This is a genomic window from Pseudomonas sp. HTZ2, from assembly GCF_033173945.1.
Lineage (GTDB): Bacteria > Pseudomonadota > Gammaproteobacteria > Pseudomonadales > Pseudomonadaceae > Aquipseudomonas > Aquipseudomonas guariconensis.
The window spans coordinates 3,715,499-3,730,010 of sequence record NZ_CP137332.1; the positions used below are offsets into that span (position 1 = coordinate 3,715,499).

13 protein-coding genes are annotated in these 14,512 nt (G+C 60.5%); 1 reads left to right on the forward strand and 12 read right to left on the reverse strand.

What is annotated here, in order from left to right:
• Window position 1: 1 nt before the first annotated feature.
• The 4 genes from R6G97_RS17240 to R6G97_RS17255 all read right to left on the reverse strand — a co-directional run bounded on the left by R6G97_RS17240 (window position 2) and on the right by R6G97_RS17255 (window position 3,598).
• Complete coding sequence (locus R6G97_RS17240; protein WP_043206658.1) at window positions 2–793, reverse strand: ABC transporter permease; 792 nt, start codon at window positions 791–793, stop codon at window positions 2–4.
• Entirely contained in the window at window positions 783–1,622 is an 840-nt protein-coding gene (locus R6G97_RS17245) for an ABC transporter permease (protein WP_043206657.1), read from the reverse strand. The genes R6G97_RS17240 and R6G97_RS17245 overlap by 11 nt, the downstream gene beginning before the upstream one ends.
• The gene (locus R6G97_RS17250) at window positions 1,619–2,425 is read right to left on the reverse strand and encodes an alkaline phosphatase family protein (protein ID WP_043206656.1); all 807 of its coding nucleotides are present in this window, start codon (window positions 2,423–2,425) and stop codon (window positions 1,619–1,621) included. The genes R6G97_RS17245 and R6G97_RS17250 overlap by 4 nt, the downstream gene beginning before the upstream one ends.
• A gap of 108 nt (window positions 2,426–2,533) precedes the next feature.
• Window positions 2,534–3,598 (reverse strand): ABC transporter substrate-binding protein, encoded by a 1,065-nt coding sequence (locus R6G97_RS17255; protein ID WP_090343631.1) that lies wholly within the window; start codon window positions 3,596–3,598, stop codon window positions 2,534–2,536.
• A 323-nt stretch (window positions 3,599–3,921) separates the two neighbouring features.
• Here R6G97_RS17255 and phnR point away from each other — a divergent pair, with 323 nt between their 5' ends.
• Window positions 3,922–4,635, forward strand: a complete 714-nt coding sequence (gene phnR, locus R6G97_RS17260) for a phosphonate utilization transcriptional regulator PhnR (RefSeq protein WP_102082282.1) — start codon at window positions 3,922–3,924, stop codon at window positions 4,633–4,635.
• 66 nt (window positions 4,636–4,701) lie between these two features.
• On the opposite strand, the gene R6G97_RS17265 is transcribed toward phnR, so the two are convergent.
• From R6G97_RS17265 to minC, 8 genes are all read right to left on the reverse strand, one after another.
• Window positions 4,702–7,644 carry an RHS repeat domain-containing protein gene (locus tag R6G97_RS17265; protein WP_317847264.1) on the reverse strand — a complete coding sequence of 981 codons (2,943 nt, stop codon included), beginning with the start codon at window positions 7,642–7,644 and terminating at the stop codon, window positions 4,702–4,704.
• Window positions 7,645–7,805: 161 nt separating this feature from the next.
• Window positions 7,806–9,944 carry a mechanosensitive ion channel family protein gene (locus tag R6G97_RS17270; protein ID WP_317847265.1) on the reverse strand — a complete coding sequence of 713 codons (2,139 nt, stop codon included), beginning with the start codon at window positions 9,942–9,944 and terminating at the stop codon, window positions 7,806–7,808.
• Between the two features lie 44 nt (window positions 9,945–9,988).
• Window positions 9,989–10,153 carry a hypothetical protein gene (locus R6G97_RS17275; RefSeq protein WP_167358066.1) on the reverse strand — a complete coding sequence of 55 codons (165 nt, stop codon included), beginning with the start codon at window positions 10,151–10,153 and terminating at the stop codon, window positions 9,989–9,991.
• A gap of 156 nt (window positions 10,154–10,309) precedes the next feature.
• Window positions 10,310–11,599: a M18 family aminopeptidase gene (locus R6G97_RS17280; RefSeq protein WP_043206652.1), complete on the reverse strand. Its 1,290-nt coding sequence runs from the start codon at window positions 11,597–11,599 to the stop codon at window positions 10,310–10,312.
• A gap of 123 nt (window positions 11,600–11,722) precedes the next feature.
• Entirely contained in the window at window positions 11,723–12,358 is a 636-nt protein-coding gene (locus R6G97_RS17285) for an RluA family pseudouridine synthase (RefSeq protein WP_043206651.1), read from the reverse strand.
• A gap of 115 nt (window positions 12,359–12,473) precedes the next feature.
• On the reverse strand, window positions 12,474–12,728 hold the full coding sequence (gene minE / locus R6G97_RS17290; RefSeq protein WP_043206650.1) for a cell division topological specificity factor MinE: 255 nt from the start codon (window positions 12,726–12,728) through the stop codon (window positions 12,474–12,476).
• 3 nt (window positions 12,729–12,731) lie between these two features.
• Window positions 12,732–13,544 carry a septum site-determining protein MinD gene (minD, locus tag R6G97_RS17295; RefSeq protein ID WP_043206649.1) on the reverse strand — a complete coding sequence of 271 codons (813 nt, stop codon included), beginning with the start codon at window positions 13,542–13,544 and terminating at the stop codon, window positions 12,732–12,734.
• A gap of 96 nt (window positions 13,545–13,640) precedes the next feature.
• On the reverse strand, window positions 13,641–14,402 hold the full coding sequence (gene minC / locus R6G97_RS17300; RefSeq protein WP_043206647.1) for a septum site-determining protein MinC: 762 nt from the start codon (window positions 14,400–14,402) through the stop codon (window positions 13,641–13,643).
• Window positions 14,403–14,512: the final 110 nt, after the last annotated feature.

Sequence of the window (14,512 nt, forward strand, 5' to 3'; positions counted from 1 at the left end):
GTCAGGATTTGTCCTTGTTCAGGCGATTGGCGACCCAGGTCAGCACCAGCACGAAGGCGAAGTAGGAGATTACCAGTGCACTGTTGAAATGGCCGCTGCTGTTGCGCATGTTGTTCAGGTACACCTGCAAGGTCTCGTAGCGTGTACCCACCAGCAGGTTGGCGAAGACGAACTCGCCGAACAGGAAGGAGAACGACAGCAGCAGTGCCACCATCAGGCCCTTGCGCAAGTTCGGCAGCACCACCAGGAACGCTGCCTGCCAGGTGCTGGCACCGAGCAGTTGGGCGGCGTCCATCAGGTCGCGCAGGTTGATCGCCTGCAAGTTGTTGGTGATCGCCCGGTACATGAAGGGCAGGGCGATGGTGAAATAGCAGCCGATCAGGATCCAAGGCGTACCGACCATGGCCATCGGGCCGCTGCCATACAGCTGCAGCAGGCCCACCGAAGACACCACCGGTGGCACGGCGAACGGCAGGAGGATGAGGATATTCATCAGCGCGTCCAGCCGCGGAAAGTGGTAATGCACCACGAACAGCAAAGGCAGGATCAGCACCACCGATAGCACCAGCGCACCTACGCACACCAGCAGCGACTGGCCGAAGGCCGCGAGAAAGCGCGGCTCGCTCCACAACGCCAGGTACCACTTGAAGGTCAGGCCGCTGGGCAGCAGGCTCGCCGACCAACTGGTGGCCAAGGAGTAGAGCAGGGTGCCGGCCAGCGGCAACAGCAGGATGATGAACAACAGGTACACCACGACCCGGTGATAGAGGCTGGTTCGAGGTTCAGCGCGCATGGTAGCTCCTCTTGAGCAGCCATTGATGGACCACGGTGACCAGTGTCATCAGCCCCACCAGCACCATGGCCAGGGCGCTGGCCAGGTTCGGATCCAGGGTGATGTCACCGGCCACCAGGGCGGCGATGCGGATCGGCAGTACGTTGAAGTTGCCGGTGGTCAGGGCGTAGACGGTGGCGTAGGCGCCCAGAGCGTTGGCCAGCAGAATCACGAACGTGCCCAGCAACGCCGGAGCCAGCACCGGCAGGCCGATGTGCCGCCAGAACTGCCAATGACTGGCACCCAGCAGGGCTGCCGACTCGCGCCAGTCTTCCCGCAGGGCGTCGAAAGCCGGGTAGAGCAGCAGCACGCCGAGGGGAATCTGGAAGTAGGTGTACACCAGGATCAGGCCGCTCTTGGAATAGATACTGAAATCCTCGAGCAGGCCCACCTGCTTGAGCAGCAGGGTCAGGGCGCCGTTGAAGCCGAGCAGGATGATGAAGGCGAAGGCCAGCGGTACGCCAGCGAAGTTACTGGTCATGTTGGCGAAGGCACTGACGAAATCACGCAAGCGTGAATCCACCTGGCGCAGGGAGTAGGCGCCGAGGGTCGCGATGACGATGCCGAACAGGCTCGACCAGAAGCTGATTTCCAGACTGCGTTGCAGCGCCTGCAAGTAGAACTTCGAGGCGAAGACCTTGCTGAAATTGGCAAGTCCCCAGCCGCTTTCACTCTGCAGGCTGTTGATGGCCACCCAGGCCAAGGGCGCGATCTGGAAAACAATGAAGAACACGGCAAACGGGAGCAGGCAGAGCAGGGCCAGGTAGCGGCCACGTTGGCTGGCATTCACTTGAGCAGCTCCCGGCAGACTGGCTTGTCATGCGGCGCGCCGAGCAGCTCGCAGATCGTGCCGCACAATTCGGTCTGCAGGGGCGTGGCCGCAGGGTCCAGGCTGAATGCCTCGCCGAACACGAACAACGGCACTTCGCGCTCCTCGGCCAGCAAACCATTGTGCGAGCGGTCGTTGTTCATGCCATGGTCGGCGGTCACCAGCACCTGATAGCCCTCCTGCAGCCACAGCGGTAGGTAGTCGGCCAGCAGGATGTCGGCGCTGCGAGCGGCATTGCGGTACTGGCTGCTGTCCAGGCCATGGCGGTGCCCGGCGTCATCGATGTTCATCGGATGGACCAGCAGGAAGTTCGGCGCATGGCGCCGACGCAGGTATTCGGCATCGGCCAGCAAATGCGAGTCAGGGTAGTGGTCGGCGTAGTAGAACAGGCCGTGTTGGATCGGCAGCTTCGGCGCGTGGGTGTGACGGTCGCGCAACGGGTCGAAGGGCGAGCGGTTGTACAGCTCGCTAAACCAGTGATATGCCGCCGCCGCGGTCCCTAGGCCCGCTTCTCGGGCATAGTGGAAGACACTGCGCTGGGTGGACAGACGATTGATGTTGTTGTGCACGATGCCGCTGTCGATGGGCGGGACACCGGTGAGAATGCATTCGTACAGCGGGCGTGACAGCGATGGCAGCTCGCACTCTACGCGGTACAGGGCGGCACGGTCGGCCTCGACATAGGCATGCAGATGACCCATGGCGTGGTGGGCCACCTGATGGTTGAGGCCGTCGAGCAGGACCAGGATGACGTTGTGTTGCATGGTGGCTCCCAGTGGAGCTGCAAGCTGCAAGCTACAAGCGACAAGAAGAAGCAGGCATGTCGATCACCTGCTTTGACTTGAAGCTTGCAGCTTGGCACTTGAAGCTTTTTATTCCATCTCGATGATCACTTGCTCTTGCCACATCTGCGGCAGCTTCTTGGAAGTGGCCTCCCAGGCCTCGGCATTCTTGATCGGTTGGGCGGCGCTGTACTGCTCGTTCGGCAGCAGCTTGGCCTGCACCTCGGCCGGCAGCTTCAGGTGCTCGGCGCGAATCGGACGGGCGTGCCCGATGGCCAGGTTGGTCTGGCCGGCGTCACTGAAAATGTACTCACGCGTCAACTTGGCCGCGTTGGGGTGCTTGGCGTACTTGTTGATGATAGTGGTGTAGCCGGAGATCACTGAGCCATCGGACGGGATCAGCACCTCGAAACGCTTGGGATCGATCTGCTCCCGGTAGCTCAGACCGTTGAAGTCCCATACCACGCCGACTTCCACTTCACCTTTTTCCAGAGTCTGGATGGTCGGGTTGGCCAGCGACAGGCGCTTTTGCTGGGCGAGTTTGGTGAACAGTTGCAGGCCGGGTTGCAGGTTGCTCTCGTCGCCCTTGTAGGCGATGGCTGCGGCGAGCACGCCATTGGCGGCCTGGGCGGCGGTGCCTACGTCGCCGATGGCGACCTTGTACTTGCCTTTTTCCAGGTCGTGCCAGGTTTTCGGGCGTTCACTTTCCTTGACCAGGTCCTTGTTGATGATGAACGCGATGGTACCGGTATAGGCCAAGGCCCAGTGGCCATCCTTGTCTTTGGCCCATTCTGGAACTTGATCCCACGTACTGGGTTTGTACGGTTGGGTCACACCTTTGGTGGCGGCGATGGGGCCGAAGGCGGCGCCCACGTCACCGATGTCGGCACTGGCATTGTCCTTCTCGGCATCGAACTTGGCGATCTCCTGGGCCGAGCTCATGTCCGTGTCGCTGTGCTTGAGCCCGTATTTGCTGGCAAGGTCCGCCCAGGTGCCTTTCCAGTTAGCCCAGGCATCGGGCATGCCCACGCTATTGACGGTGCCTTCCTTGCGAGCGGCCTCTTCCAGGGCCTTGAGATCGGTATCGGCGGCCATGGCCGAGGTGCACAGGGCGATGGCCGAGCCCAGCAGTGACGCCATGAAGAACTTTTTCATCCGAAGCTCCTTTGGTGGGGCCTTGCAGTGTTGTTGTAGGAAAACCGTTCGTTTGCGAACCTTTGGTCTAGGTCAGCAATCCTCGAGCCAAGGTAGGCCGGTTGCGTGACAGTTTGATGTACGAGCAGGCCCGCAACCCTGCGATGCAGGCCCTGGCACTACAGCGTAGACCAGATCGCAGGCCTTTATTCGCAAGGCCTTGCTCGTTTCCCAGGCCAGCACTGGTAGTCTTTGTCACAGGATGTTCATCAGCCCTCCCTAGGCTTGCACTATTCTCCAATTGCCCAACATTGGGGCTGGACTAGTCCATACAGGTAACCTTGATGCACTCGACGCCACCGCGCGCGGTAACAGCCATCTGCCATGCCCTGCAGGAGCAGATCGAACACGGTCTGCTGGCGCCGGGCGGCAAGCTGCCGGCCGAACGCAAGCTCAGTGAGGTGTTCGACACCACACGTATCACCCTGCGCGAGGCCTTGGTGCAGCTGGAGGCACAGGGGCTGATTTATCGCGAGGAGCGGCGGGGTTGGTTCGTGGCGCCGGAGCGGCTGACTTATGACCTGATCGAGCGCAGCCACTTCCATGCCATGGTCCGAGAGCAGGGGAGGGTGCCCAGTACCGAGCTGCTGTCTGCTCGGTTGCAACCGGCCTCGGCGGCGATCTGTGCGCGGTTGCGCTTGCCGGCGTTGTCCAGCGTGGTGCAGATCTGCCGCTTGCGGCGTATCGACGGGCGCGCGGTGCTGTATGCCGAGCATTACCTGAACCCTAGGTATTTTCCTGGGATCCTGGAGTTGGATCTTGGTCAGTCGCTGACCGAGATCTATGCCAGAGCCTATGGGATCGCTTATGGCCGGGTATGCTTCGAGATCCTGCCGACCGCGTTGCCGGCTCCGGCTGCCGCAGCCCTCAAGGTCTCGGCGGGTAGTCCGGGGTTACATGTCACCCGGGTCAACAGTGACCAGCATGGGCATCTGATCGACTGTGACCTGGAATATTGGCGTCATGATGCGATACGGATTCGGGCTGAGGCGGGGTGAGTTCAGGCATTGGGGTACCGCCGGTCTTGCATGCAGCAGACCGGCGGGGCCGGTTGTTGAGATCGCTTAAGTACGAAATTTTTTTTCGTACTTAACGTACAGTTCGTTAAGTTTATCCAGTTCGGCCAAGGCTGCCTGGTAAGGCTTCTCGACCTCCGATCTTCCCACCCATGCATCAGGGTTGAACGGGTCATTATTCAATGTAATGGAAAGCTCTCGTGGGCCATCGGGTATGAAAGGCCTCAACAGGCTTTTACGGCTGCGCATGCTGCTGAGCTTACCGAATTGCGCGTCTATCTTTGAGTAAATGGCATGAAGGGCACCTTTTGCATTCTCTACTTGAGCAGGTATTGCCCCGGCTACTGCATGTTTTGTGGTAACGGTTATTGATTTTTCCACTTCTGTGGCGACTTTTATCGCTTTTGATACGGGAAGGGTAAGAGGGTATTGTGGTAAACCCACGCCTGTCGCCACTTTGTTTGCATCGTTGGTCATTTGATCATCGGTTATTTTTTCACGGAGCTTTTCCATGGTTATTTCTTTTTCTAGGAAATGTTTGATTTTATGCCTAAGGCCGCCTTCGGCCGTTTCGTTTATTTTTTTTGTCATGTCGAGGTCTGGCGTCAACTCAGCCTGCGGGAGTATTTTCTCTGCCGCTTTCTTTACAACGGTTTTCCCGACGAGCCCTCCTACGCTAGCCCCCCAGGTTGCGCCTACAGCGGCTCCTGGAACGTTGGCGATAACCCCTCCTACAGCGCCTCCTATAGCCCCTCCCGCCGCACCGCCCAGGAGGCCGCCGGCCATGCCAATGGTCGTAGCGAGCGCTTCCAAAACGATCGACATCAACACGTAAATAATCCGGCTTTCGGTTTGGCTTCGCATATAATCTTGAATTTGAAGCCTGGTATTACGGATCATACTGGGTGCGCTCTTCAGCGCTTGGAACTCATGGTAATACCCTTCGGCATTCAATCCGTTGTTGTCTTTTAAGGCAATGGGGTTGTTTCGTACCATTCGGTAGAGATTGAGTCCATCGACCGTACCGGCAGGGTCTGCACTGAGCCAGAGCCCGACCCAGGGTTGGTAATACCGGTGACCGTAATAATAAAGCCCCGTGCCATCGCGTTCTTTCCCTGAATAACGCACGGTCTTGTAATCGGCTTCTGTCTGGCTGCGAGCGGCCCATATCGCAGAGCCGCCGTAGGGGTAGTACTCTTCATAGCTGATGATTTGACCGTCGCTATCGAGTTCGAGCCCGACGCTGTCTATGAGATTGGAATAGCCGTAGCGCAGCGAGTCATTGCTGACACCTGGCGGTGTGCCGGTTTCCCAGTGCAGTAATCGCACTTGAGCATTACCGGCTTCGCCGATGGTGATCACGTGAAGTAGTTCTTTTATCGCATCGTCCCTGAAACGGGCGCGCACCTCCAACCCTGGCAAATAAAGTACGTATCCCGTTTGGGCGCCTGCCTGTTGGGAGTTGTATTTGGCGATCCGTTGGCCGTCTGCACCGTAGCGGTAGCTTTCCTGGTCGACGGCGCTTTCATCACCGGCCTGTGGCACGACCTTGTCGAGCTGCCCGCGCGGTGTCCAATGAAGGGATTGGCCAGGTTGCAGTTGTAACTGATTGCCCGCTGCATCGAAGAGGGCATCGACCTTGGCAGGATCGTCGGCGAGAGTATGCAATACCGCCCGATTGCTGCGGTTGGACACTGTCATGTCCAGGGTATAGCTGTTGTTGGAGGCGGGTGCGCTGTGTGAGATACGCGTCAGGTTGCCAGCGCGATCGTATTGGTAACGACGTGTGTAGTTGGTGTAGGCCCCGTCGTTGGTCGGGAGTGGAATGGTGGGGGAGGGAGGCTTAGGGCCTTGGCGGGGCATATCGGCCATTTCACGGCCGCTGGCTGAGATCAGTTGATAGAGGCTGTCATATTCATAGTGATTGACCGGTACGATCTTCTGATTACGCCAGAACCGCGTCGCCTCCGCATCATTGTGCACACTCAGGATATTACCGACGGGGTCATACTCGTAGCGTAGGTCTTGCAGGACTTTCGCCTCGCTGCGCCCGGCACGTCGTTCGATCTTGCTGCCTAGGAGGCGCTGAGTCCGCTGTTCGTAGGTGTAGGTGGTAATGACGCCGTTGCCCTGTTCTTCCCGCAGCTTTTGTCCGAACGCGGAGTATTCCACAGCCTTCAAGATAACCCGCGTCGTTCCACCTTTCATGATCAGCCGAGTGCTACGCAGCATGCCCGCTATGTCATAGGCCTGGCATTGGGTATGGCCGAGCGCATCGCGTTGCTCGATGGAAGCTCCCGTCGCGTCGATACGATGTGAGGTCGTGAACGCATCCGGTGCTAGTAGCTTGTCCCAGACTGCCGCGTCCTCTCCCTGCCAATCGGCTTCGGTGCCTTCCGCCAGCAACTTTTGGGTGGCGGAAAGTACGCTTGCGGACAAGCCGGCGCTGTCCATCTGCCAACAACCTGCCGTGTCATAGTGGCGCACGCATCGGCCTGCAAGATTCTGATCCTTCGCAGTCTGGGTGTTGTCGCCCCAGACCAAGCGTTCTGTGATGCGCGGATTTGCTTCGGCGATATGCTCACTCACGTGTAGCAATCGCCCTGCAAGCGGTGGGGTTTCATAGTGCCAGCGATGGAGCGCGCCTGTGGCGCCAATGCTCAGGCACGGGCGGCCGTGAACATCGTTGAGCGAGAGCGTGACGCCCGCGTCGGCACTGTCGCTACGCAGGACATCGCCCGTCAGCGAATTATGAAATTTGTAATTGGGTTGGGTCGTCGCGTCCACGGCTTGGCGTTCATGGAGGCGAGGATCGATGCTTTGCTCAAGCTGCGCAAGGGCGTTAAACCGGTGGCGGGTGATGCGTTCGTCGAGTTGTTCGGGTGTATCGGGATGGCGATGATAAGCGATATCGCGGATGCCTAATCCTCGGTTGTCTCGGACGGTGACCGTAGGCGTTCCGTTATGAAGTGAAAAGTCTATGTGTCCCAACTTGCAGTTACCTTGATCATGTTGATTTTTCGCCACCCCCAGAGGGGAGTGAAGAATCAGCTTGATTTGGCTGTATGGCTGACTGCTAGTCGGAAAGCGCTGTTTGACGTATCGGAAAAGCCGCCAGGCATGGCGGCATCCCTGTCGTACTCAGATGAGTATCAATCGGCGGTCGTGCCTCCACCCGCCGTCACCACCTGCACCGACAACCGTGGCGTCGCCAGATCCAGCCCGGCTTCATCGAGCTGGCGCTTCAAGGCCAGATTGAATGCCCGCGACACCTCCCATTGCTTGATGGGCGCCGTCTTGAACCGCGCCCGCAAGATAGCCGACCCTGATTCGAAGCTCTCTACCCCCTGCAGCTCCAGAGGGGACCAGATGTTGCGCCGCATCAGCGGGTCGTTGCGCAGCTTCTGCCCGACCTCGCGAATCAAGGTGATCGCTTGGTCGATCGCCATGCTGTGGGGAATGGCCACCCTGAAGATCGCATAGCCGAATTCGCGCGAGTAGTTCTTGATGCTCTTGATCTCGCTGAACGGAATCGTATGCACGATGCCGTCAATGTCTCGCAGCCGCACGGTGCGTATGGTCAGGCCTTCGACCGTGCCCAGGTGACCACCGACATCCACATAGTCATTGATGGCCAAGGAGTCCTCGATGATGATGAACAGGCCGGTGATCAGATCGGCTACCAGCGACTGGGCGCCGAAACCGATCGCCAGGCCGATGACACCGGCACCGGCGAGCAGCGGAGTGACATTCATGCCCATGTTCGCCAGGGCGACGATCACTGCGATGATGAAGATCGCCACGAACATCACGTTGCGGATCAGCGGCATCATGGTTTGTGCGCGAGCGTTGGCCAGGCCCCGGCGTGAGCGCACCAGAGCGTGGTGTACCGCCGTGTCGGCCAGGATCCACACCAGCCAGGCTGCGATCATGGTTCCTGCCAGACCCACCAGGCGCATGCTCACTTCATGGCCATCGCCCTCGGCGAAATTGATCATCGACAGCCCCCAGACCCGCAGGCCCAGTTCGATGAACACCAACCAGATGAACAGGTGCACCAGAGCGTAGCCGAAGTTGCGCAGGCGCTCGGCGTATACCTCCTGGCGTCGGTTGGCGCGCTTGGGGTTGGCCGCGTGACGACGCACCAGGCCGTTGAGCACCATGCACACCACCACCAGCACGGTGCACATCAGCGACTGGCGCAGGGCCGTGCTGGTGTCACCGGCCGAGACGAACGTGGCGAACAACGAGACAGCTACCAAGAGCAGCGCCGGTACGAACCAGAAGCTGCCGAGGATCTCGATGGTGTCGCTCAGGGTTCGCCGGGTCAGGCGTCGGGACAACGGCTGGTTGCGAATCAAGTGAGCGATGGGGCGGCGAAAGCGCAGGATGAACAGGCCGGTGCACATCGCCGCCACCACATTGGCCAGTGTCGCCAGGGCATGGGCCAAGTGGCTGCCCAGGGCGGTCGTCATGCGCGGGTCGCTCATCGCCTCGCCGAACGCAGCGAAGCTGCCGATCAGCCACAGCGGGCGGAACGCCTGATGGCGCAGGATGTACAGGGCGCGATGACGGTGTGGGCCGTCGAGCAGTGAGAAGGCGATCACGCAGATCGCCGAGAACAGGGTGCCGACCACCAAGGCGTAGGCCAGGACCATGGCCAGTGATTTGCCTAGGGAAGAGGGCAGGGCGAAGCTCAGGTAGACCGTGAACACCAGTGCAACCATCCAAGGCCCCAGCTTGCGCAAGGCAAAGCGGACCAAGTCCCAGGTGCGCGGGTGTTGGGGCAGTTCTTCGGTCAGGCCGAAGCGCAGGCGCACGCGATGGCCGATCCAGTTGAAGGCATACGCCAGCAGGCTCCAGACCGCGATGATCGCCGCGAAGCCGAACAGGATCGCCGGCCATTGATGCACGGGAACGATCAGGGCCGCCAGCTCCTGCTGGGCCTGGTCGATTTCCAGGGACCAGCGCCGGAATGGGCTGGCGTCGCCGCTGAATTGCTTTTCCAGGTCGTGCAACGCGCCGCCGATCAGCCCGAGCACGCCCTGTTCGACGGTCGGTTGCGACTGTTTGGTGGCATCGCGCAGTTTTTTCAGGTCGGCCAGCAGCTTGGTGCGTTGCTGGTCGTTTTCCAGGTTCTTGATCACCTCATCGAGCGATTTGCCCAAAGGCTCGGTCGCCTCCGGCTGCGCTGGCGCGCTCGATCCGAGCAGACTTGGCAGGCCCGCGGCCTGGACCGGGGTGATGAACAGGAACAACAGCAGGAACAGGCAACGCAGGAGTGCAGGCACCGGGAAATCTACCTCAGGTCAAACGATTGACCGAGTGTAGAGGTTTATGAGGGCAGTTGCTCCAGGATCTTCCAGCAAGTGAGGCCGAAGATACCCAGGGTTCCGATCCACATCATCAGCACGCCGATATTGCGTTCGCGCAGGCTGAAACCAATGGTTAGCAGCAGCAGGAACAGGAAGACCGGCAGGAACAGCGACAGGAACGTCATGGACAGGAATCCTTCTGAAAGATAGGGCCATGCTTTAAGCATAGCGGCTCGGGACGCAGGCGAGATTGATCAAGGACAGGCATCGAGCATGCCGACAGGGCATCGGTGGGTGCTGGCGATGCCGGGAAAAGGGCCGCAAAGCGGCCCTTGGGCCACTCAGGGCAGTTCGCGGCTACGGTAGAACGCGGTGAGCACCTTCACCAGGTGCGCCAGGTCATGGCTGCCGCATAGCTCGCGGATCGAGTGCATGGCGAAGGTCGGCAGGCCGATGTCCACCGTGCGCACGCCCAGATGGCTGGCGGCGATCGGGCCGATGGTCGAGCCACACCCCATGTCGCTGCGTACCACGAAGCTCTGCACCGGCACTTCCTCGGCCATGCACAGGTGGCGGAAGAAGCCTGCGGTTTCGCTGTTGGTGGCGTAGCGCTGGTTGTTGTTGACCTTGATGACGGGGCCCGCGTTGAGCTTCGGCCCATGGTTGCCGTCGTGCTTGTCGGCATAGTTGGGGTGCACGCCGTGGGCGTTGTCGGCCGAGACCATCAGCGAGCGCTGGATGGTTCGCACATAGTCGTCGCCATCGGGTAGCAGGCGCTGCAGGGTCTGTTCGAGCATTGGACCGTCGGCGCCGCAGGCTGAGCAGGAACCGACTTCCTCGTGGTCGTTGCATACCAGCACGCAGGTTTCGTCGCTGTCCGCCGCCAACAGGGCCTGCAGACCGGCATAGCAGGAAAGCAGGTTGTCCAGGCGGGCAGCAGCGATGAAGTCGCCATTGAGGCCGATCAGCGCAGCATCCTGTGTGTCGTAGAAGCTCAGCTCGTAATCCAGCACCACGTCGGCATTGAGGTCGTGCTCGCGGGCCAATTGCTCGGTGAGCAGGGCCCGGAAGTCCACGCGCTCGTCACCGGCCACCTGGGCCAGGATGGGGGGCAGTTCGAGCTGAGGGTTGATCGCCCAGCCTTCGTTGGCGGTGCGGTTGAGGTGGATAGCCAGGTTCGGGATCACCGCGATCGGCAGCTTGAAGTCCACCAGTTGGCTCTCGACCTTGCCGTCGCGACGGAAGGTGACCCGGCCGGCCAACGACAGGTCGCGGTCGAACCAAGGCGCGAGCAGCGCGCCGCCGTAGACCTCGACGCCCAGTTGCAGAAAACCGTGGCGCTGCAGTTCAGGCTGCGGCTTGACGCGCAGGCACGGGCTGTCGGTATGGGCGCCGACCATGCGGATACCGCCGAGCAATGGCGATTGCTTGCCCAGCTTGATAGCGATGATCGAGGAGTCGTTGCGGGTCACGTAATAGCGGCCACCCGGCACCGTCGCCCAGCTGTCGCGCTCGTCCAGGCGCTGATAGCCGGCGGCCTCCAGGCGTTGGGCGAGGCTCGCGGTCGCATGAAAAGGCGTTGGGGAGGCCTTGAGGAAATCGATCAGGCCAGCATTCAGGGAATCGCGCATAACTCACTCCGGTTCGAGCTTCAAGCTTTAAGCTGCAAGCTTCAAGCAAGAGCGGCAGCTTGGGCAAGTTCCACGCCATCCGCTTTGGCTATTTCTTGCAACTTGTCGCTTGAAGCTTGTAGCTCAAAAAGGTGCCGGGCACTCGAACTTCAACCGCTCGCCCGTCACCGGGTGGGTGAAGCTCAGCATGCTCGCATGCAGGCACAGTCGATCGTGGGCGGCCAGGGCTTGGGGGTTGGCGTACAGGCGGTCGCCCAGCAGTGGGTGGCCGATCGAGAGCATGTGCACGCGCAATTGGTGCGAGCGCCCGGTGATTGGGGTCAGCTCCACCCGGCAGTGATCGCCGCAACGCTCGAGGATGCGCCAGAAGGTCAGGGCATGCTTGCCCTGTTCGTGGTCCACCACATGACGGGGTTTGGTCGGTGGGTCGTAGCGCAGGGGAAGATCGATGCTGCCGCTGTCCAGCGCCGGTTGACCCCAGCACAACGCGGTGTAGGCCTTTTCGGTCTCGCGGTCATGGAACTGTCGCGAAAGCTCGCGGTGGCTGTCGGCATCGCGGGCCAGCAGGATGATCCCGGAAGTTTCCCAGTCCAGTCGATGAACGATCAGCGCATCAGGATAGCCGTTGTGCTGCAGGCGGGTGATCAGGCAGTCCTTGTTGTCCTCGGCGCGACCTGGCACCGACAGCAACAGTGTCGGCTTGTTGACCACCAGGATGGCAGCGTCTTCATGGAGGATCTGGACGTTCGACAGCGGCATTGCAAAGTCTCTTTGGAAAGCACTGTGGGAGCGGCTTGTCCAATGGTTGCGTCAGCCTGGGCTGGCACGATCATCGGACAAGCCGCTCCCACAGGGGCGACCCGAAATAGCTGGATCAGCGATCGGGCAGGGTGATGTTCAGCTCCAGGATCGAGCAGCTACCCTGGTTCTCAAGCTCGATATGCACGTCGTCGCTGCCGATGTTCACGTACTTGCGGATCACTTCCAGCAGTTCTTTCTGCAGGGCTGGGAGGTAGTCCGGCTCGCTACGCTGGCCGCGTTCGTGCGCCACGATGATCTGTAGACGCTCTTTCGCTACCGACGCGCTGCTTTGTTTCTGTCTGCCACGAAAGAAGTCAAAAAGGTTCATGGTTTACTTGCCTCCAAACAGGCGCGCGAAGAATCCTTGCTTCTGCACATCGATGAACCGCAGTGGCTTCTCTTTGCCCAGCAGGCGGTCGACAGTGTCGCTGTATGCCTGACCGGCATCGCTCTGGTCGTCCAGGATCACTGGAATACCTTGGTTGGAGGCCTTGAGCACGGCTTGGGATTCAGGGATCACACCCTTGAGCTTGATCGCCAGGATCTCTTCGACGTCGGCGATGCTGAGCATTTCGCCCTTTTCGACGCGCTCAGGATGGTAACGGGTGATCAGCAGGTGTTCCTTGATCGGCTCTTCGCCGTTCTCGGAGCGGCGCGACTTGCTCGACAGGATGCCCAGCATGCGGTCGGAGTCACGAACCGAGGAAACTTCCGGGTTGGTCACCACGATGGCTTCGTCGGCGAAGTACATCGCCAAGTGAGCGCCCTTCTCGATGCCGGCCGGGGAGTCGCAGATAACGAAGTCGAAGGACTCCTTGAGCTCCATCAGGACCTTCTCGACGCCTTCCTGGGTCAGGGCGTCCTTGTCGCGGGTCTGGCTGGCAGCCAGCACGAACAGGTTTTCCAGGCGCTTGTCCTTGATCAGGGCTTGCTGCAGGTTGGCTTCGCCGTTGACCACGTTGACGAAGTCATACACTACGCGGCGCTCGCAGCCCATGATCAGGTCGAGGTTACGCAGGCCCACGTCGAAGTCGACGATGACAGTCTTGTAGCCACGCAGTGCGAGGCCGGTACCGATAGCGGCGCTGGTGGTGGTCTTGCCCACACCCCCCTTGCCGGAAGTAACCACGAGAATCTTGGCCAAGGTGTTTCACCCCTAAATAAACGGGACGCGTGTCCCTGCAAATACAAAAAACGGCAACGGGAAAAAAGTTGCGCTAAAAATGCCGGCAAGTATCCGTTAAAGACGGGTGATGTTCAACACATCGCCGGACAGGCTGATCTGCACGCCAGCCCCCCACAGCGGGTCGCGACGCAGGTCTTCGCACACCTTGTACTGACCGGCGATGGAGACCATCTCCGCCGTCATCTGCTGGCAGAAGATACGGGCCCGGGTGTTGCCCTTGATGCCAGCAAGCGCGCGACCGCGCATGGCGCCGTACACATGGATGTTGCCATCGGCGAGAAGTTCCGCGCCGGGGCTGACCGAGGCAGTGACGATCAGGTCGCCGCCTTGGGCGTAGATCTGCTGGCCGCCGCGTACCGGCGTCGTGATGATGCGGGTGGGGCGCACTTCCGGTTCGGCCGGTGGTGGTGGCGGAGCTGGTGCGGGTTCGGGTTTCTTCACCTCGGGCTCCGGCTCCAATGGCCGCTCACGCGCACCGGAGGGCGGCAACACGGGCAGATCGATGGCGATCGCCGCGGCGATGTCCTCGATCCGGCTGGCGCGCACGGCCAGGGTACGCAGGCCATGGTGGCGACAGACGCGCATCAAGCCGGGCAGGTCGATCGTCCCACAGTCGGCCGGCAGCTTGTCCAGGGCCAGTACCAAGGGGGTATTGCTGAAGAAATTGGGGGCCTGGGCCACTTTCGCCGCCAGTTGCCGGTCGAGGGCTTCGAGGTCGTTGCGCGCCAGTTCCAGCACAGTGATGGCAAGCATGCTGCCTTTGAGCTGGAAGACGGGTGCGGTATCGGAGGTCGGGTTGAGGCTCATGGTCTGCATAGACGGCTTGTTGCGAAAAAAGTGCCCTGACTTATAACGATAAGACCCGTTGGCCGCAACCGCAGCCGAACCGATGTAGAATGGCCACCTTTGTCTTGCCGGAAGCTTCA